This window comes from Gordonia sp. PvP123 (genome assembly GCF_040547295.1).
GTDB classification, from domain to species: Bacteria; Actinomycetota; Actinomycetes; order Mycobacteriales; family Mycobacteriaceae; genus Gordonia; species Gordonia terrae.
Map to the genome: position 1 here is coordinate 193,323 of NZ_JBEPPN010000005.1, position 19,234 is coordinate 212,556.

Annotated in this window: 19 protein-coding genes; 7 read left to right on the forward strand and 12 right to left on the reverse strand. The window is 68.9% G+C overall.

The window, feature by feature from the left end; genetic code table 11:
• Positions 1-18: 18 nt before the first annotated feature.
• Complete coding sequence (locus tag ABIC25_RS11240) at positions 19-1,170, forward strand: acyl-CoA dehydrogenase family protein (protein WP_064569701.1); 1,152 nt, start codon at positions 19-21, stop codon at positions 1,168-1,170.
• 79 nt (positions 1,171-1,249) lie between these two features.
• On the opposite strand, the gene ABIC25_RS11245 is transcribed toward ABIC25_RS11240, so the two are convergent.
• Positions 1,250-2,131, reverse strand: a complete 882-nt coding sequence (locus ABIC25_RS11245) for a LysR family transcriptional regulator (RefSeq protein ID WP_354561449.1) — start codon at positions 2,129-2,131, stop codon at positions 1,250-1,252.
• Positions 2,132-2,250: 119 nt separating this feature from the next.
• Between ABIC25_RS11245 and trxA the strand changes: the two genes are divergently transcribed.
• Entirely contained in the window at positions 2,251-2,613 is a 363-nt protein-coding gene (gene trxA, locus ABIC25_RS11250) for a thioredoxin (RefSeq protein ID WP_101821033.1), read from the forward strand.
• An 83-nt stretch (positions 2,614-2,696) separates the two neighbouring features.
• Positions 2,697-3,695 carry an EamA family transporter gene (locus ABIC25_RS11255; RefSeq protein WP_354561451.1) on the forward strand — a complete coding sequence of 333 codons (999 nt, stop codon included), beginning with the start codon at positions 2,697-2,699 and terminating at the stop codon, positions 3,693-3,695.
• Here the strand turns inward: ABIC25_RS11255 and ABIC25_RS11260 are convergent.
• Complete coding sequence (locus tag ABIC25_RS11260; RefSeq protein WP_101821035.1) at positions 3,684-4,775, reverse strand: alpha/beta hydrolase; 1,092 nt, start codon at positions 4,773-4,775, stop codon at positions 3,684-3,686. The two genes, ABIC25_RS11255 and ABIC25_RS11260, sit on opposite strands and share 12 nt — an antisense overlap.
• 75 nt (positions 4,776-4,850) lie before the next feature.
• Between ABIC25_RS11260 and ABIC25_RS11265 the strand changes: the two genes are divergently transcribed.
• A complete protein-coding gene (locus tag ABIC25_RS11265) occupies positions 4,851-6,152 on the forward strand; it encodes a MurT ligase domain-containing protein (RefSeq protein WP_354561452.1) in 1,302 nt (433 codons plus the stop codon).
• Positions 6,149-6,871 carry a type 1 glutamine amidotransferase gene (locus ABIC25_RS11270; protein ID WP_354561453.1) on the forward strand — a complete coding sequence of 241 codons (723 nt, stop codon included), beginning with the start codon at positions 6,149-6,151 and terminating at the stop codon, positions 6,869-6,871. Before ABIC25_RS11265 ends, ABIC25_RS11270 begins: the two co-directional genes overlap by 4 nt.
• 296 nt (positions 6,872-7,167) lie before the next feature.
• Here ABIC25_RS11270 and ABIC25_RS11275 read toward each other — a convergent pair whose 3' ends face one another.
• From ABIC25_RS11275 to ABIC25_RS11310, 8 genes are all read right to left on the reverse strand, one after another.
• Positions 7,168-7,905, reverse strand: a complete 738-nt coding sequence (locus ABIC25_RS11275; protein WP_354561455.1) for a uracil-DNA glycosylase — start codon at positions 7,903-7,905, stop codon at positions 7,168-7,170.
• A gap of 55 nt (positions 7,906-7,960) precedes the next feature.
• On the reverse strand, positions 7,961-8,503 hold the full coding sequence (locus tag ABIC25_RS11280; protein ID WP_435529074.1) for a uridine kinase family protein: 543 nt from the start codon (positions 8,501-8,503) through the stop codon (positions 7,961-7,963).
• 14 nt (positions 8,504-8,517) lie between these two features.
• Positions 8,518-10,107: an alpha/beta fold hydrolase gene (locus ABIC25_RS11285; protein WP_354561458.1), complete on the reverse strand. Its 1,590-nt coding sequence runs from the start codon at positions 10,105-10,107 to the stop codon at positions 8,518-8,520.
• A 98-nt stretch (positions 10,108-10,205) separates the two neighbouring features.
• Positions 10,206-10,817 carry a recombination mediator RecR gene (gene recR, locus ABIC25_RS11290; RefSeq protein WP_004021589.1) on the reverse strand — a complete coding sequence of 204 codons (612 nt, stop codon included), beginning with the start codon at positions 10,815-10,817 and terminating at the stop codon, positions 10,206-10,208.
• 66 nt (positions 10,818-10,883) lie between these two features.
• Positions 10,884-11,300 (reverse strand): YbaB/EbfC family nucleoid-associated protein, encoded by a 417-nt coding sequence (locus ABIC25_RS11295; protein WP_435529073.1) that lies wholly within the window; start codon positions 11,298-11,300, stop codon positions 10,884-10,886.
• Positions 11,278-11,607: a hypothetical protein gene (locus ABIC25_RS11300; protein WP_004021587.1), complete on the reverse strand. Its 330-nt coding sequence runs from the start codon at positions 11,605-11,607 to the stop codon at positions 11,278-11,280. The genes ABIC25_RS11295 and ABIC25_RS11300 overlap by 23 nt, the downstream gene beginning before the upstream one ends.
• Positions 11,608-11,631: 24 nt before the next feature.
• Positions 11,632-12,588 (reverse strand): pseudouridine synthase, encoded by a 957-nt coding sequence (locus ABIC25_RS11305; protein ID WP_180819390.1) that lies wholly within the window; start codon positions 12,586-12,588, stop codon positions 11,632-11,634.
• Positions 12,589-12,628: 40 nt separating this feature from the next.
• On the reverse strand, positions 12,629-13,066 hold the full coding sequence (locus tag ABIC25_RS11310; protein ID WP_004021585.1) for an SRPBCC family protein: 438 nt from the start codon (positions 13,064-13,066) through the stop codon (positions 12,629-12,631).
• A gap of 81 nt (positions 13,067-13,147) precedes the next feature.
• On the opposite strand from ABIC25_RS11310, the gene ABIC25_RS11315 reads away from it, so the two are divergent.
• Positions 13,148-14,530, forward strand: coding sequence for an FAD-binding oxidoreductase (locus ABIC25_RS11315; RefSeq protein ID WP_033204647.1), 1,383 nt, complete (start codon positions 13,148-13,150; stop codon positions 14,528-14,530).
• Positions 14,527-15,849, forward strand: a complete 1,323-nt coding sequence (locus ABIC25_RS11320; protein WP_004021583.1) for a class I SAM-dependent methyltransferase — start codon at positions 14,527-14,529, stop codon at positions 15,847-15,849. The genes ABIC25_RS11315 and ABIC25_RS11320 overlap by 4 nt, the downstream gene beginning before the upstream one ends.
• Positions 15,850-15,956: 107 nt before the next feature.
• On the opposite strand, the gene ABIC25_RS11325 is transcribed toward ABIC25_RS11320, so the two are convergent.
• Both ABIC25_RS11325 and ABIC25_RS11330 read right to left on the reverse strand, forming a co-directional pair.
• Positions 15,957-16,748 (reverse strand): M15 family metallopeptidase, encoded by a 792-nt coding sequence (locus ABIC25_RS11325; RefSeq protein ID WP_101820711.1) that lies wholly within the window; start codon positions 16,746-16,748, stop codon positions 15,957-15,959.
• Positions 16,749-16,803: 55 nt separating this feature from the next.
• Positions 16,804-19,218, reverse strand: a complete 2,415-nt coding sequence (locus tag ABIC25_RS11330; RefSeq protein WP_354561461.1) for a DNA polymerase III subunit gamma and tau — start codon at positions 19,216-19,218, stop codon at positions 16,804-16,806.
• Between the last annotated feature and the right edge of the window lie 16 nt (positions 19,219-19,234).

Genomic DNA, 19,234 nt, shown 5'->3' on the forward strand with positions numbered 1-19,234 from the left:
TCACGAAAGGGAGAAGCCATGAAACGCACCATCTTCGAAGACGAGCACGAGGCCCTGCGGGAAACCGCGCGCCAGTTCCTGCAGCGCGAATGCGCCCCGTACACCGAGGAGTGGACGCGAGCCGGTCAGGTCGATCGCATCGCGTTCAAGAAGGCCGGTGACGCAGGCCTTCTCGGGTTCAACATCCCGGAGGAGTACGGCGGCGGCGGCGCCATGGACGACTTCCGGTTCAACGCCGTGGTGGTCGAGGAATTCGCGAAGTTCGACGGGGCGGCACCCGGCCTCAGCCTGCAGAACGACGTCGTCGCACCGTACTTCGTGCACCTCGCCAACGACGAGCAGAAGAAGCGCTGGATGCCCGGGATCGCCACCGGTGAGACGATTCTCGCCGTCGCGATGACCGAGCCGGGCGCCGGCTCCGACCTCGCGGGCATCAAGACCTCGGCGAAGCTGGAGGGTGATCACTACGTCCTCAACGGCAACAAGACGTTCATCTCCTCGGGCATCAACTCCGATCTCGTGGTCGTGGTGTGCCGGACCAACCCGGACCCCGAAGCAGGCCACAAGGCGTTCTCGCTCCTCGTCGTCGAACGCGGCATGGAGGGCTTCGAGCGCGGGCGCAAGCTCGACAAGATGGGCCTCAAGGCGCAGGACACCGCCGAACTGCACTTCAACGACGTGCGCGTGCCGGTCGAGAACCTGCTCGGCCAGGAGGGCATGGGCTTCTACCACCTCATGCAGAACCTGCCCTCCGAGCGCCTGTCGATCGGCATCGGCGCCATCGCCGGGGCACGCGCCATCTTCGACGAGACGCTGCAGTACACCAAGGACCGCAAGGCCTTCGGCCGTCCGATCGGCACCTTCCAGGCGAATCGCTTCACCCTCGCCGAGATGGCCACCGAGCTCGACATCGCCGAGGTCTACATCGACCGCTGCCTGCAGGGCGTTCTCGACGGCGAGCTGAACGCCGTCGACGCCTCGAAGAACAAGTGGTGGTGTACCGAACTGGCCAAGCGCGTCATCGACAGCTGCCTGCAGCTGCACGGCGGCTACGGCTACATGAACGAGTACCGCGTCGCCCGCGCTTACACCGACGCGCGTATCCAGACGATCTTCGGTGGCACCACCGAGATCATGAAGGACATCGTCGGCAAGAGCCTCGGCGTCTGAGTCCTCGACATCGTCCACAGCCCGGGGCCACGCCCCGGGCTGTGTGCGTCATCCTGGCGCCACCCGCGCCCGGCGGCGGTCAGCCCTGGTCGGCGCCGACGCCGCGCAGGTGGTCGACGACCTGCTGCACGGCCGCTCGCGAACGTGGCCGGGCGAGCGCCTCGTAGACCCGTGCGGCACGAACACCCTTGAGCACCAGCCGTTTCACCCCCGGGTGGCGGACGGCGAACCGCGGCATCAGAGCGATGCCGTGCCCATGGGCCACCAGGGCCTCGATCGTCGTGAAGTCCAGCATCCGCTGGGTCACCCGTGGCGCCACACCGGTCGCCGCCGAGATCGACAGCAGCACATCGTCGACCGGGAAGCCGCCTTCGACGCTGATCCAGTCGTGGTCGGCGAGTTCGGTGACCGCGACCTGGTCTCGCAGGGCCAATTCGTTGTCGGCGGCGACGATCACGTCGACGGGTTCGCGCATCAGCTCGGTGACCCGGACCCGGGGTACGTCGATCGCCGGCGTGCGTTCGTCACGGTGGGTGACCACGATGTCGTGATCCGCGAGAGCTGGTGCGGCATCGTGATATCCGACGTCCAGATGCACTGCGTGCACGTCGATGCCCGACGCCGCGGCGCGCTCCAGGGCCGATGGCAGCAGGAGCGTCGCACCCGACGGGAACATCGCCAGCCGGACGCGCGCCTTGCCGGACCGGTACGACGACATCTCCTCCTGGGCCCGATCCACCGCCGCGATCACGTCGTCGGCGCGCAACACGAGTGCGCGTCCGGCCTCCGTCAGACGGATTCGCCTGCCGTCGGGTTCGAACAGCGCGACCCCCGCCTCCTCGGCCAGGACCTTCAACTGCTGTGACACCGCTGACGGGGTCATGTGCATCGCATCGGCCACCGCACCGATCGACTCCCGATCGGCGAACTCACGCAGCAGCCGTAGACGCCGGACCTCCATGCGGCAACGGTACTCACCCATGCCGGCGGCCCACTCCGGCCGACTGCTCGCGCAACGTGCATCGAGTCCCCGTCCGGGCTGCCCGGAATGTCTGGACGCCCCACACCGTTGTCGGGGGCATGGCATCACAAGACATCACCCTGGAAACCTTCGAGGACACCATCGCCTCGGACGGCATCGTCCTGCTCGACTTCTGGGCCGGCTGGTGCGGTCCGTGCCGCCAGTTCGCGCCGGTTTTCGAGAAGGCTTCCGAAACACATTCGAACATCACGTTCGGCAAGATCGACACCGAGGCCGAGCAGCAGCTCGCCGGCAGTCTCGGCATCCGTTCCATCCCGACACTGATGGCGTTCCGCGACGGGATCCTGGTGTTCAACCAGCCGGGCGCGCTCCCCGCGGCTCAGCTCGAGGAATTGATCGGCGCCGTCGAGGGTCTCGACATGGACGACGTGCGCGCGAAGGTCGCCGCGGCCCAGGAGTGACGCGCGTAATATTCAGTAAATCTGAATAGTCAGTGCGTCAAAATTAGATTGTTCTTCATTTGGGTAGCGCCGACGATGGGGCCATGTCCACTCGTGATCGCCTCCTCGCGTTGTTCGTCGTCGTCCTCTGGGGACTGAACTTCATCGCGATCCGACTCGGACTCGACCACTTCCCGCCGTTCTTTCTCGCCGCCATGCGATTCGCGGTGCTCGCGATACCGGTGATGCTCTTCGTCCGGCTCCCGAAGGTGCGCCTGAAGTGGTTCCTGCTCTACGTCGCCGGCTTCGGCAGCGTGCAGTTCATCTTGTTGTTCCTGGCGATGGATCTGGGCATGCCCACCGGGCTCGCCTCGCTGGTGCTCCAGACCTCGGCGCCGTTCACCGTCGTGCTCGGCGTGCTGTTCCTCCGGGAGCGGATGACCGTCGGCCAGGTCCTCGGACTGGCGATCGCGGTCGTCGGCATGGCGGTGATCGCGCTGGACCGCGTTCACGGCAGCGACCTCGGCGCGGCCGCACTGCTGCCGATCGGCCTCACCGTTCTCGGCGGTCTGAGTTGGGCGGCCGGCAACATCGGTGGCCGGCTCGCCCGGCCGGATGATTCCCTCCGGATGACGCTGTGGATGGCCGTCGTCGCCACCCCGCCGCTGTACGCGGTCAGTCTCATCGTCGAGGGGCCGGCCGCGGGGTTCGAGGCGCTCGCCACGCTCGGCACCGAGAGTGGTCTCCGCGCCCTCGGCGGTCTGCTCTACCTCGCGGTCTTCGGCACCGTCATCGGCGCGGGCCTGTGGACCACACTCCTCGGGCGCAACGACGCCAGTCGGGTGTCCCCGATGTCGCTCCTCGTGCCCGTGGTCGGGATCTCGGCGGCCTTCGTCGTCCTCGGCGAGGTCCCGTCGGTCGGCGAGATCATCGGCGCGGTCATCGTCGTGGCCGGCTGCGCGGCCGGGGTGATGGCCCGTCCGCGGGCCCGCAGAAGAGCCGCGGTCGACGTCGATCCGGCCACGGCCGAGTCACCCGACTCCGAATCGGTCGACCCCGCCGCGCTCGTCGGCATCGGGACCCCGGTGCGTTCAGACCGGTGACGTCGTCCCGCCGGGCGGAGTCGCGGCGAGCGCATCGCGCACCACCGCGCACAGGCGGTCGACCGCCGCGCGGGCGCCGGGACTGATGAGGGTCATGTTGACGAATCCGTGGATCATCGCGCCCTCTCGGCGAACCGTGACCGGCACGCCCGCCTCCTCGAGTCTGCGCGCGTACGCGAGGCCCTCGTCGCGGAGCGGGTCGAACCCGGCGACCATCACATGCGCGGGCGGGAGGCCACTGAGATCCTCGGCCAGCAGCGGCGAGCAGCGCGGGTCGCGCCGCTGCGCGACATCGGGCACATACCGGTCGGTGAACCAGTCGATGCCGTCGGCGGTGAGGAAGTATCCGGTGGCGAACTCCCGCCGCGACGGGGTGTCGGCGCCCTGATCGGTGACCGGATAGATGAGCAGCTGGAACACCGGGGTCACCGCATCGCCCCGGACCTCGCGGGCGACGACGGTCGCGAGGTTCCCGCCGGCGCTGTCCCCGCCGACCACGATCCGCCCCGGATCGAGCCCCCACCTCGGTGCGACCTCGACGGCGAAGCGCCAGGCCGCCACCGCATCCTCGACCGCTGCGGGGAACGGCGCCTCCGGGGCCAGGCGGTACTCGATCGACAGCACGTCGAGTCCGGTGCCGTGCGCGAGACGCCGGACGAACGCGTCGTGGCTGATCCGACTGCCGGTGACGAACCCACCACCGTGGTAGTAGACGAGCAATCCCGCCGACTCGGTCGAGGAGCGGTACCGGGTGGCCGGGATCGGTCCGGCGGGCCCGTCGATGACGAGGTCCTCTTCCACCGCCAGCGGCGGCAGCACCTCGGCCATGGATGCGCCGCTCTCATCGGTCTGCGCGCGCGACTGCGCCACCTCACCCTGGAAGGGATTCAAGCCGGGCACGTTGTCGTTGGCCCAGCCGATCGCCGCGAGTTCGGGGGCCACCCGTTCGCCGTCGGAGTTCACCGGGGCCCGACGCCCCAGAACGGCCAGCGCGCCGGCGGGGATCCGCGCGGCGGCGAGCAGCACGCGGCGTTGCACTCGAGCGGGCAGGGACAGTCGCAGTTGGGTGTCGCGGCTCACAGCCGCAGAGCCTACGCGGCGCCGGCGCATGGCACGACCACTCCCGCCGGATCGGGCTGTGACACACTCGTGCGCATGCCCGACCGACTCTCTTCCGCCGGTTCCGCACCCCGTACGAATACCCGAGTTCCCGCGCGTACCGCCGTTGCACTGGGTGCTGCCGCTGCCGCTCGGTGGGCGTCGCGAACCGCGGGACGAGGCAAGGGATCGATGATCGGCGGTCTGGTCGCCGCGAAGATCGACCCCCAGATCATGGGCAGGCTCGCGGCCGGCAAGCGGACCGCCATCGTCACCGGCACCAACGGCAAGTCGACGACCACGCGGATGACCGCGGCCGCCATGGCCGAACTCGGTGAGGTCGCGACGCAGGCCGACGGCGCCAACATGGACGCCGGGATCATCGCGACACTCACACTCAGCCGCACCGCCCCGTTCTGCGCACTGGAAGTGGACGAGCTGCACGTCCCCCATGTCAGCGACGCCGTCGACCCCGAGGTCCTGGTGCTGCTGAACCTCTCCCGGGACCAGCTCGACCGGGTCGGCGAGATCAACATGATCGAGCGCCGTCTCCGCGAGGGCATCGCACGTCACCCCGAGACCACGGTCATCGCCAATTGCGACGATGTCCTCGTGACCTCCGCCGCCTTCGATGCCCCCGACGTGGTGTGGGTCGCGGCCGGCGCGAGCTGGGTCGGCGACTCGGTCAGTTGCCCGCGGACCGGCGAGCCCATCGTCCGTTCCGAGGAGGGGTGGCGCTCGACCGGCGACGACGACTTCCGGCGCCCCACCCCCGACTGGTGGTTCGACGACGAGAACATCTACGGCCCCGACGGATTCAGCGCTCCCCTGCAGCTCGCGGTACCGGGTAGGGCCAACCGCGGCAACGCGACCCAGGCGGTGGCGGCGGCCGTCGCGATGGGCGCCGACCCGCGCAGCGCGGTGGCAGCCGTCGGCACGGTCGGCGAGGTCGCCGGCCGGTACGGCATCCATCAGGTCGGGAACTATTCCGTCCGAACACTTCTGGCGAAGAACCCGGCCGGCTGGCAAGAGGCGATGTCGATGATCGACCAGGACGCCGACGGACTCGTCATCGCGGTCAACGGCCAGGTACCCGACGGCGAGGACCTGTCGTGGCTGTGGGATGTGCGATTCGAGGCGTTCGAGAGCATGCAGGTTGTCGCGGCCGGCGAGCGCGCCGCCGATCTCTCCGTTCGGTTGCTCTACGCGGGCGCCGAGCACACCACCGTCCCCGACCCCATGGCGGCCATCGCATCCTGCCCGCCGGGACGCGTCGAGGTCCTGGCCAATTACACGGCGTTCCGCGACCTCGGGACCGCCCTGGAACGCGCAGCACGATCGCGGAAGGCAGAGCAGTGAGCGAATCGACCCTGCGGATCGGTCTCGTCCTGCCCGACGTGATGGGCACCTACGGGGACGGCGGGAACGCGCTCGTGCTGAAACGTCGAGCGCTGATGCGCAGCATCGACGCCGAGGTCGTGCACATCACGCTCGACGACCCGGTCCCCGACTCCCTCGACGTCTACACCCTCGGCGGCGCAGAGGACTACGCGCAGCGGCTCGCCACCCGACATCTCACGCGCTACCCCGGTCTGCAGCAGGCCGCGGCGGCCGGACGTCCGGTGCTGGCCATCTGCGCGGCCATCCAGGTGCTCGGCCACTGGTACGAGACGTCGGCGGGTGAACGCGTCGACGGCATCTCCCTGTTCGACCTCACGACGGCCCCCCAAGCAACCCGGAGCATCGGCGAGCTGCTCGTCGAGCCGTCGCTGCCCGGCTTGACCCAGACTCTCACCGGCTTCGAGAACCACCGCGGCGGAACCACTCTCGGTTCCGACGCAGCCCCGCTGGGTCGAGTACGGCACGGCGTCGGCAACGGCGTCGGCGACGGCACCGAGGGCGTCGTCCAGGGCAGCGTCATCGGCACCTACATGCACGGTCCGGCACTGGCCCGCAACCCCGAACTCGCCGATCATCTCCTGGCGACCGCCATGGGCGTCGAATCCCTTGCGCCGCTGGATCTCCCCGAGGTCGACCGGCTTCGTCGCGAGCGCCTCGCCGCCGGTCGGCGGCGGTAGCGACGACCCCCTGCTTCCCGACGCCCGGAGCTTGCGGAGGGCGGCCCCGCCACCGGCAGACTTCAACTCGACCGACAGACTTCGATCGAGGTCTGGGAGTCGAGTTGAAGTCTGTCGGTCACGAAATAAGGCGTTGGGGTAGGTCTTTCGTGGCCCATGACGGTCGCCAGGCCGCAGATCCTGAGGTGTGAGGAGCGATAGCGACGAGCCTCGAAGGGCCTGGTGGGACACCTCGCGAGCCCCTTCCTGGCTCGCTTCGCCGCACCTCAGGGAGCAGGGGAGGCTTCGTTCGCACCTCAGAAAGCCGGGCGGTGGCCGTTCTCGATACCCGCGGACCGTGCCGCCGCGGTGAGCACGTCCACGACCATCTCCACCGTCAACCGTCCGGTGAAGGTGTTCTGCTGGCTCACGTGATAACACCCGAACACCTCGAGCTCGGCACCCTCGCGGACAAGCGTCGTGGAGGCGCCGTGCCCGAACTTCGGCAGCGGCTTGGGGACCGTCCAGCCAAGTTTCGCGAACGTGCGAAGCGTTGACTGCCAACCGAATCCACCGAGGGTGACCACCGAACGCACGGTCGGCGCGAGCAGTTCGAGTTCGGCATGCAACCAGTGGGAGCAGGTGTCGCGTTCCGCGACCGTCGGTTTGTTCTGCGGCGGGGCACAATGCACCGGCGCGGTGATCCGCGTATCGAAGAGCTCCAACCCGTCACCGATCGCGACCGAATGGGGTTGGCTCGCAAGGCCGGCGAGGTACAACGCCGAGAACAGGACATCGCCGCTGCGATCTCCGGTGAACATACGCCCGGTGCGGTTTCCGCCGTGCGCCGCGGGGGCGAGTCCGACGATCAGCAGTCGCGCGTCGGCCGGACCGATACCGGCCACCGGCCGGCCCCAGTACTCCTCGTCGGCGTACGCGCGACGCTTCTCGCGGGCGACCTGCTCCCGCCATTCGACGAGGCGCGGGCATGCTCGGCACTCGATCAGCTGCGCGTCGAGCTCCGCCAGATCACGGAAGCGTCGTCGGGTGGCCATACCTCGACACTAACCGTCGAGTCGGAAGCGGCACCTCATCGGCCGAGGACCCCCGTCAGTCGAGGACGACGCACCGTTCCCGGGTGCGATCCACGCCGAACCAGCCGCGTTCGAACTGCTGCCAGGCCTCCAGATGTGCCCGCGCGCCCTCCCCGTCACGGGCGATCGTCCGCTCGAGTCGTTCGCCGGGTGTTCCGCCGTCGAGCCACAGCGCGTGGGACAGGCGGTCGGCGATCCGTCGCCGCGCCGAGGAGACCCCTTCGATGATGAGCAGGGGCTGCCACTCGATCCACACACGGGGTCCGGGGGTCGGGGTACCGTCCTGCCATACGCGCGGCCGGTATCGGTAGTCCCGTCGTCGCGTGAAGGGATGCAGCACATCGGCTTCCAGCTCCGGCCACCATGCGACCGGGTCGTCCCACGTCGCGAAGTCGTCGGTGCGGACCAGGGTCACGCCGACTCCACGGGCTCGCAGGTCCGCGACCAGGAGGTCGGCGACCGTCGATTTCCCCGCTCCCGACGGCCCGTCGACGGCGACGATCCCCGCATCGAGTCGATCGGCCAAGTCGGTGACCCGGGCGCGGATCCGGGGGTTCACCGGATCAGGATGGGTCACCGACCGGCCGTGCCGACCGCGAATGCCGGCGGCATCTGCGTCAGCGGCGCCGTGATGGGTGCTTCGGGAACGCGCTGCACGGCGGTCCGCCCCGTGCGGAGGTATTCGACGATCGCGTTCTCGAGCGGCTTGTTGGCCCGGCCGAGTTGCGCGTGGTCGCCGCCGCCGACGGTGATGAGGTGGCTGCGCATGAGTGAACGCATCTTCAGCGCGCCGCGGTACGGGGTCTGCGGGTCGCCGACGCTCTGGATCTGCAACGGTGTCACCGCCAGCCCGCGATTGCGGATCTCGATCGGCCGGGCGAGGGCCGGCGCGCCGGCGCAGGCGAGTCCGGACTCGTAGGCCAGCCCGGGCGCCTCGAACGGATCCCCGGTGACGTAGTTCGCGACGAACGCCTGGAAGCCGAGCGACGGCTGTGCGGGCACCCGGTTCTCGTTGCAGAGGACCGCGCCCTGCATGTCCTGAGAGACCTGCGCGGCTTCGAGGACCGCGGGCGCCGGGGTGGGCAGCTTGCGGCCGGGCTTCGCGGTCAGCTGTGCGACGAGTGGCCACGAGTTCCGATCCGGCGCGAGGGCGCGAGTGAGCACCAGTAGCTGCGACGACAGTTGCAGCGAGCCGGGTCGGAGCAACGTGAGCATCAGGTTCTCGAACCGCGCCCGCGCGTCCGCGGTGAGGTCGGTGCCGGCGATGTACTGCTGGGCGAACGCCCGCAGTCCCGGGGGCACGTCGCCCACCTGGGCCGGCGGCGCCAGGAGGGACGGCGGGACGCCTGCCTCCGCACTGACCCGGTCACTCCACTTCCGGTACACGGCCAGCGGAGTCTTTCCGAGACCGTAGATCCGGTCGTGGCGCGCGATCCACGCCATCATCGCGTGTACGCGGGCCTTGTAGCCGGGCGTCTGGGCGGAGAGGAGTGTGTTCCACACGAGATCGGGGTCGAAACCGGAATCGAGGACCATCCGGTCGACCCGCTGCGGGAACAGTGTCGCGTACGTCGACATCAACAGGGTGCCGTAGGAGATGCCGTAGAGACTGACCTTCGACTCACCGAGCAGACCGCGGACGACCTCCATGTCCCGGGCGGTGTTCTCGGTGGTGAGCGAGGCTCCCAGACCCGGTGTCCGGGCCTCACAGCGATCGCGATTCACCTTGCCCAGCGCAGTCATCAGTTCGGGTTCGTCGCCGGTGATGGGTTCGCAGCGCAGCGGCGTGCCCGACACCAGACCGCGGGGCTGTACGGCCACCAGGTCCCATTCGTCGAGCATCGCCGCGGGCGGGGGCACCTGGCTGAACATCGCGATGCCGTCGCCACCCGGACCTCCCGGGTTGCCCATCACGACACCGCGCCGGCGCGATTGGTCTCGCGCCTGCATCCGGCTGACACCGATCTCGATCGTCTTGCCATCCGGCTTGCGGTAGTCGAGCGGCACCTCGACCGTCGCGCATCGGACGGTCGCCGGGACGCCGTGAACGGCGGGACATGCTTCCCAGTCGAGCGCGGGCGCCGCCGACGCTTCGGGCGTCGCCGCGAACTGACCCACGCTCACCAGCCCGGCCACGACCACCGCCGTCAGGCCCGTTGCCACTACCCGATTTCGACGACGCCACCGATTACGCGAGATCACCACCTGACAGTAGCCGTCCGGTTTGCCGGGTACGAGGGGCCGGGTAGGAGGGCCGGGCCTCACGCCAGGATGCGACGACCCGACAGGGCGCGGCCCAGAGTGAGCTCGTCGGCGAACTCGAGGTCGCCGCCCATCGGCAACCCCGACGCGAGTCGGGTGACCGACAGACCGGGGAAGTCCTTGAGCATGCGCTGGAGGTAGGTCGCGGTGGCTTCGCCCTCGGTGTTCGGGTCGGTGGCGACGATCACCTCGGAGACGTCGACGCCGTCCTCCTGATTGGCCAGCCGACGCAACAGCTCGCGGATCCGCAACTGGTCGGGGCCGATCCCCGACAACGGATCCAGAGCACCCCCGAGCACGTGATAGCGCCCGGTGAACTCCTTGGTCCGTTCGATCGCATGCACGTCCTTGGGCTCCTCGACGACGCAGATCTTGCTGGCGTCGCGACGCGAGTCCGAGCAGATCCGGCACAGGCGGTTCGCCGACACGTTTCCGCACTCGGCACAGAAGACGACGTCGTCGCGAACCCGCCCGAGCGCCGCGATGAGGCGATCGATGTCGGATTTCTCTCCGGCCAGCAGGTGGAACGCGATCCGCTGGGCCCCCTTCGGACCGAGCCCCGGCTGTTTGGCCAGCTGGTCGATCAGGTCCTGGATCGGTCCCTCATACATGGTGTTCTGCGTCCATGGTGTCCGGGGTCTCTACTCGTCGTTCGGCGTCGTGCGTGGGCGTGGTGCTCAGCCGCCGAGTCCGGGAAGGCCGCCGCCGAGGCCACCGGCGAGCGGGCCCATCTTCTCGCCGGCCAGCTGCTCGCGATTCTCCGACAGGTCGGCGAGCGCACCGAGCAGCAGGTCCTGCAGGGTTTCCACGTCGTCGGGATCGACGACCTTCGGGTCGATCGACACCGCGGTCACCTCGCCGGTGCCGTTGCCGGTCACGGTGACGAGTCCGTTGCCCGCGCTGCCGACCACCTCTGCCGCAGCGATCTCGTTCTGCGCGGACAGGAGTTTCTCCTGCATCTGCTGAGCTTGCGCGAGCAGTCCGGCCATCGGGTTCTCTCCGCCCTGACCGCCGCCGAACAACGCGCTGGGATCGAATGGTTGCGTCACCCGGCCCAGGGTAGTCGCAGCGTCAGCGCAGCAACCGATCGACATGCGCGGCGATGTCGTCGACGGTCGACTCCTCGACGGCCGCGACCTCGAAAGACAGGACCTCGTCGCCGAACAGCCGTCCCGCTCGCGCTGTCAGTGCGAACTCGAATCGGTCGTCGACCCGACGCCACTGTGTGATCGCCCCGTAGATCGGCGCACTCGCCCCCGTCGTGACGCAGTACTCGTCGGCGCGCGGTCCCCCGACGAGATCGCGTTGGATCTGAAAACATGCCAGCGACTCGTCGTCGATGAAGACCACGGCCTCGCACCCCAAGTCGGGATGCCGCTCGTAGGACGCTCGGATGGTCATGCGGCCAGGGTAGATCGTGTCCTGCTACCCCGACACCGACCGCAGGCTCTCGAACCTGCGGTGCTCGCCGGTCAGGGGATCGTTGAACTCCAACACCCGTGCCAGCAGACGCAGGGGCCTCGAGAAGTCCGCGTGGTCGGGGCGCGCCGCCAGTTCCGGACGCACCTCGGGGTACAGCGGGTCATCGACGATGGGCACACCCAGTGACGCCATGTGCAATCGGAGCTGATGCGTGCGACCGGTGTGCGGCACCAGCCGGTAGACGCCGTGGCGCCCCGCGCCGTCGACGAGAGTGATGTCACTGATGGCGTTGACGGGTCCGTCGACGACGAGCGCGCGGAGGTCGCCCGCGGTCTTCTCGATCCGATCCCGCACGGTCACAGTGGTGGCGAGTGCCTCGTCGGCGGGCGCGAGCGCGAGGTACTCCTTGCGGGCGATCCGGGATGCGAACAGATCTTGATAGGCCGCCCGCACCTCCGGGCGCAGCGTGAACAGCAGCACTCCGGCGGTGAGCCGGTCGAGTCGGTGAGCCGGCGAGATCGTGTCGGAGCCCAGCTCGCGACGCAGTCGGACCAGCGCGGTCTCGGTGACGTGGCGGCCCCGGGGCATGGTGGCGAGGAAATGCGGTTTGTCCACCACGACGATGTTCTCGTCGCGGTAGAGCACCGGTAGGTCGAACGGGACCGGCACCTCGTCGTCGAGGTCGCGGTAGAGGTAGAGCGAGATGTTGCGGCGCGACGGCGAATCGAGATCCACCGGGTGACCGTCGGCATCGACGACCTCGCCGGCGGAGGCGCGTCGACGCAGGTCGTCGGCGGTCAGCCCCGCCAGACCGGGCGCGGCCAGCAACGCCTGCGACACCGTCGTCTCCGGCCCCGAACGCAACACCACGCGCGTGGCGTCGACGCCGTCGCGGATGGGCAACGGCGATGGCCGCGCCCGGCCCCGACGTCGCCTGCCGGAAGGCCCCGCGCCGGTCATGTGTGTGTGTTCGAACGCCGCCGGAGGAGACTCCGACTTCTCAGCGCTCGAGGCGCTTCTTCAGATTTCCGAGCACCTCGGCCTGAATTCGATTGAGACCCTTCGGCGCAAACGTCTTTTCGAAGAATCCGCCGATGCCGCCCGCACCCTGCCACGTGGTGGTGGTCGTGACGCGCGAACCGCTTCCCGACGGAGCGACGGTGTAGGTGGTCACCATCGTCGAGTTGGCATCGCGCTCGGTGACGGTGTCCGGGGTGACGCTGACCGTCGCCTGCACGTCACGCTGACGCTTCGAGGTGGCCTGCAGGATCCAGTGCACGACGGTGCCGTCGCCGTTGCCGCCGCTGATCACCTTGTAGTCGCGGTACTGCTCCGGGAGGATGGCCGGGCGTACGTCGTTGTAGTCGGCGAGTGCTCCGACCACGGCGTCCGGGGCGGCGGCGATGTCGAGCGACTGCGATGCGGAAACCTGACCCACGATTGGACACTCCTCAGTACGAAACGATTGGCGGGCGAACTGATCAAGTCCTAGGCTATCCGGGTGAGCAACCGGCTGGAGATGGGGGGAGCGGCATTCGACCAGGGGGTGTCCGACCTTCTGGCCAGCTATCGTGCCATTCCGCCGCACGCAACCGTGCGCCTGGCGAAGAAGACGTCCAACCTCTTCCGCAAGCGCGCCGCCAATCCGCATCCCGGACTGGACGTCTCCGGACTCGACCGCGTGATCTCGGTGGATCCGGCGGCACGAACCGCCGACGTCGCCGGGATGTGTACCTACGAGAACCTGGTCGCGGCCACCCTGCCGTACGGCCTCGCGCCGCTGGTCGTCCCGCAGCTCAAGACGATCACCCTGGGCGGCGCGGTCACCGGCCTCGGCATCGAGAGCACATCGTTCCGATCCGGCCTTCCCCACGAATCGGTGCTGGAGATCGACATCCTCACCGGCGACGGCGAGATCCTCACGGCGACGCCGACCAACGAGCACGCCGATCTCTTCTACGGATTCCCGAATTCCTATGGCACGCTCGGATATTCGGTTCGCCTCCGCATCGAGCTGGAGCCGGTGAAGCCCTACGTGGCGTTGCGCCATCTCCGGTTCACCACCATCGCCGACCTCCAGTCGACCATGGACGCGATCGTCACCACCAAGACGCACGACGGCGAGCCCGTCGACTATCTCGACGGAGTCGTCTTCTCCGCCAACGAGTCCTACCTGACACTGGGCCGTCAGACCGACGACGACGGGCCGGTCAGCGACTACACCGGGATGGATGTCTTCTACCGGTCCATTCAGCGAAAGACCACCGATCGGCTCACGATCCACGACTACCTGTGGCGCTGGGACACCGACTGGTTCTGGTGCTCCCGCGCGTTCGGCGCACAGAACCCGAAGATCCGACGCTGGTGGCCGAAGCGGTACCTGCGCAGCAGTTTCTACTGGAAGCTCATCGGACTCGACCAGCGGTTCGACATCGGTGACCGGCTCAACGCCCGCAAGGGCCTGCCCGCGGGCGAGCGGGTCGTGCAGGACATCGAGGTGCCCATCGAACGGACCGCCGAGTATGTGGAGTGGTTCCTCGCCGACATCCCGATCGAACCGATCTGGCTGTGCCCACTGCGTCTTCGGGAGCCGGCCCTCCCGAGCGCCGATCCGGTACGCCCGTGGCCGCTGTATCCCCTTGCCCCGCAACGCACCTACGTCAACGTCGGCTTCTGGTCGGCCGTGCCGGTCACCCCGGGCGATCCCGGACACACCAACAAGATCATCGAACGCAAGGTCGCCGAACTCGACGGCCACAAGTCGCTGTACTCAGAGAGTTTCTACACGCCGGAGGAGTTCGACGAACTCTACGGCGGAGAGAGTTATCGGCTCCTCAAGAAGCGGTACGACCCGCGCGGCCGTCTGCTGGACCTCTATGCGAAAGCGGTGAAACGCCAATGACCACGTTCAAGGACAGCACGCCGTCGAGTGTCGACTCACACGCCGGCAAGATGACCCTCGCCGAGATCTTCGAGACCCTCCTCGGCGGCAATCTCTCGATCCGGATCACCGCCTACGACGGCAGCAGCGCCGGACCCGCGGACGCCCAATACGGCCTCGACCTCAAGACCCCGCGGGGGACGACGTATCTGGTGACCGCGCCCGGCGACCTCGGGCTCGCACGGGCCTACATCGCAGGCGATCTCGAACTCATCGGCGCCCACCCCGGCGACCCGTACCCCGCGCTGAAGGCTCTCGCCAGTAACCTGCAGTTCCACCGTCCCTCCCCGCTGGCACTCGCGCACATCGCCAGGTCGCTGGGCATCGAGCACTTCAAGCCGATCGCACCGCCGCCGCAGGAGGCCGTGCCGCGCTGGCGGCGATTCGCGGAAGGACTGCGGCACAGCAAGTCCCGCGACGCCGAGGTCATCCACTACCACTACGACGTCTCGAACACGTTCTACGAGTGGGTCCTCGGACCGTCGATGACCTACACCTGCGCCGTCTACCCGGAACGCGACGCATCGCTGGAAGCCGCGCAGGAGAACAAGTACCGCCTCATCTTCGAGAAGCTGCGCCTGAAACCCGGCGACCGCCTCCTCGACATCGGTTGCGGCTGGGGCGGAATGGTCCGCTATGCCGCCCGACGCGGCGTCCACGCCATCGGGGCGACACTGTCCGCCGAGCAGGCGCAGTGGGCCCAGAAGGCCATCGCAGACGAAGGACTCGGCGAGTTCGCCGAGGTCCGGCACAGCGACTACCGCGACATCACCGAGAGCGGATTCGACGCCGTGTCGTCCATCGGGCTCACCGAGCACATCGGCGTCCACAACTACCCCGCGTACTTCGGCTTCATGCGCGACAAGCTCCGCCCCGGCGGCATGCTGCTCAACCACTGCATCACCCGGCCCGACAACGCCAGTCGCAGCAAAGCCGGATCGTTCATCGACCGCTACGTGTTCCCCGACGGAGAGCTCACCGGCTCCGGCAAGATCATCTCGAAGCTGCAGGACATCGGCGGCATGGAGGTCATCCACGAGGAGAACTTCCGCGAGCACTACGCGATGACGCTGCGTGACTGGAACATCAACCTCGTCGAGCACTGGGACGAGGCGGTGGCCGAGGTCGGCGAGGGCACCGCGCTGCTGTGGGGCCTCTACATGGCAGGATGCCGAATCGGCTTCGACCGCAACATCATCCAGCTCCATCACGTGCTCGCCACGAAGCTCGACGAGGACGGCGGTCACCAGGTACCACTCCGGCCGTGGTGGGACGCCTGAGGTCGCGCCCGCGCTGCTGAAATCCGCCCTCTGCACACAGTTCGACGACGTATCGTCGTCGAACCCGCTGTGCGAGGCGGTTTTCAGCCACCCTCTGTCGCCGCCCCTCAGGTGACCGGCACGTCGATGACCGGGCGGCGGACGTGGGCGCCGGGTCCGTCGAAGTGCCACCACTCCCCCGCGTAGATCGTCAGCCCACCGGCGGCCATCGCCTCTCGAAGGCGGGTTCGAGCGGCCCGTGCCGGCGCGGACACCCCCTCGGTCGCATACGCGGTGGCCCGCGGGGTGAACGAGTCGAAGTCGGTCCCCATGTCGAGACGACACCGGTCGCCGACGACGCGCGCCGGAGGACAGTTCGGGCGGCCGTCGGCCAGTGTCACGTCAACCGAACGTCCGGCTTCGTGGCTGGTCGAATACGGCCCCGGCCTGGCCACCCACGCGGGATCCGGCACCTTGTCGAACATCTTCTGCTGCACCGAGTGCGGCCGGTAGCAGTCCCAGAACACCAGCACCTCGCCGCGGGCCCGTAGAGTCCGCGCGGCGGTTCGAAGTCCCGGGGTCATCGATTCGTGGACCAGACAGCGGGCGTTCGGCGGGTACAGTCGCTCGCCGACGAAGTTGTCGGCCGTCGCATATCGCAGGTCGAGGACGGCGTCGGGAACCGCGGTCCGGACGTCGACGAAACCGACGGCGCTGACCCGCCGGTCGACCGGCATCCGCATCGACGGCGCCGGCCCGACGGCGGGAGCTCTGACCGCCGATCCCGATGTTCCGCCGCCGGGAGACGCACCGACCGCAGGCGCTTCGGTCGGGGTCGCCGCAGCGCACGCCATCGACATCGTGAGCGCCGCCGTCACCGACATCAGTGACAATCCGAGGCGCACCGCTACTCGTCGCATCTGTGCGTTCTACCACGAACGGCCGTACACGAGCGCCGGCCGCGAACACACCCGGTCACTCGAGCGGCCTGGCCCCCAACTCGGACTTGAGCAATTCCAGCGCCACCTGGTCCGGGTCGAGCCGCTGCTCGGGGTTCCCGGTCCGCGCGTCGGCCACCATCTCCGCGCGCTCGTCGTGCGGGATGTCCTCGTCGGCGCGTGGCGGCTCGGGTTCCTCCGGTTCGGCAACCGGTTCCGGCGCGGGCGCCGGCGTCGCCGACTGGTCGCGCGCACGACTCGGCCGTGAATACGACTGGCGCGCCTTACCCGGCTGCTTCGACGGCGGTGCGGCAGACGCGCCCGTGGGCGCGGCGGCACCCGGCGCCTGGTGCACCGTGCGAACGTCGAGTTCGGTACCGAAGACCTCGGTCAGCGCCTCTCGGATGATCGTGACGGCGTGCGGCGCCGACAGACGCCCGACCAACACCTCAACGGGATGCGACAGCACCACGGTCGTTCCGTCGACGTCGGCGATGACCGCTGCCGAGAGCATCGGTTCCAAACTCTTCGAACGCTCACGCACCGCGGCCCGAAAGTCCTGATACCGCTTGCGCACCGAGTCGGCGTCGAGACCGGCGGGCGCCTCGGGCTCGGGCTCGGCTTCTGCTTCCGGCTCGGGTGCGGGTTCTGGCCGGCGGGCGCGGACGGGCATCGCATCCGGTGGTGGGACGTCGTCCTCGTCGACGGGTTCATCGGGAAGCGGGATGTCGTCGTAGGGCGACGTCGACGCGGATTCGGCGACTGGTTCCGGTTCCGGCGAAGACGTCACCCGCGGACGCGACGGCGGCTCCGGCGCGGACGGAGTCCGCTCGGCACGAGCCGGCGGTTGCGTCGGCGTGGCAGGCGCTGGGTCGGCCACCGGGTCGGGGTCTGTCGCATCGGCGCTCGGCTGTTCGGCGATCAGCTCGTCGAACATCGATTCGTCCTCGGCGGACCCTTCGGTCGGTGCGGCCGAGTCGAGGTCCGCGGGGGTCGGCGCCGCAGGTTCCGGCGCCGCAGGTTCCGGCGCCACAGGTTCCGGCGCCACAGGTTCCGGCGCCACGGGTTCCGGCGCCGCAGGTTCCGGCGCCGCAGGTTCCGGCGCCGCAGGTTCCGGCGCCACGGGTTCCGGCGCCACGGGTTCCGGCGCCACGGCATCGGCCTCCACCGCCTCGGCAGCCGCACGGTCGGAGGCCTGGGCGGCCTTGGCGTCTTCCATCGCCTTGCGTTGCGACGGCCGGACGAACTTCGGCTCCGGTTCCGGCTCAGCCGGTTTCGCGGGCACCGGGATCGACGTGGTGCCGATGCCCGACTCGAGTCGTTCGAGTCGCTGCAGCAGCGCCGCGTCGTCGGCGGACACTGCGGGCAACAGCATCCGCGCGCACATCACCTCGAGCAGCAGCCGCGGCGACGTGGTGCCCCGCATCTCCCCGAGCGCGTTGTGCACGATCTCGGCGAACCGCGTCAGCGACGCCGGGCCGAGGGTCTCGATCTGGGCGCGCATCCGGACGAGCTGGTCGCCCGGGGCCTCGACCAACCCGCGGTCGGCAGCATCTGGAACCGCTTGCAGCAGAATCAGATCGCGCAGACGCTCGAGCAGGTCGACGGCGAATCGCCGGGGGTCGTGCCCGGCGTCGACCACCTTCTCCACCGTGCCGAACAACGCCGACCCGTCGGCATCGGCGAGGGCGTCGACGGCGGTGTCGATCAGCGCGACGTCGGTGACACCGAGCAGGGCCAGGGCGCGTTCGTAGGCGACCCCGTCGTCGTCGGCGCCGGCGAGCAACTGGTCGAGGATCGACAGTGAGTCACGAGGAGATCCGCCGCCCGCACGGATGACGAGCGGATACACCTCGGGAGCGACCGTCACGTTCTCGCGCTCGCAGATCTTCTCCAGCAGGCCGCGCATGACCGGCGGCGCGAGCAGCCGGAACGGATAGTGATGGGTCCGCGACCGGATGGTCGGGAGCACCTTCTCGGGTTCGGTGGTCGCGAACACGAAGATCAGGTGCTCCGGCGGCTCCTCGACAATCTTGAGGAGCGCGTTGAAGCCCGCGTTCGTCACCATGTGCGCCTCGTCGACGATGAAGACGCGGTAGCGCGACTCGGCGGGCGCGTAGAACGCACGGTCGCGGAGCTCGCGGGTGTCGTCGACACCACCATGGCTCGCGGCGTCGAGTTCGATGACGTCGAGGTTGCCCGGTCCGCCAGGCGCGAGCGCCACGCATGAGGCGCAGGTCCCGCACGGTGTGGAGGTCGGCCCCTGCACACAGTTCAGCGAACGGGCCAGGATTCGCGCCGACGACGTCTTGCCACAGCCACGCGGACCCGAGAAGAGATACGCGTGGTTGATGCGCCCGGAATCCAGGGCGCGGCTCAACGGATCGGTGACGTGCTCCTGCCCCACGACGTCGGCGAAGGTAGCCGGGCGATAGGTGCGATACAGAGCCACGCGTCGAGACTACCGG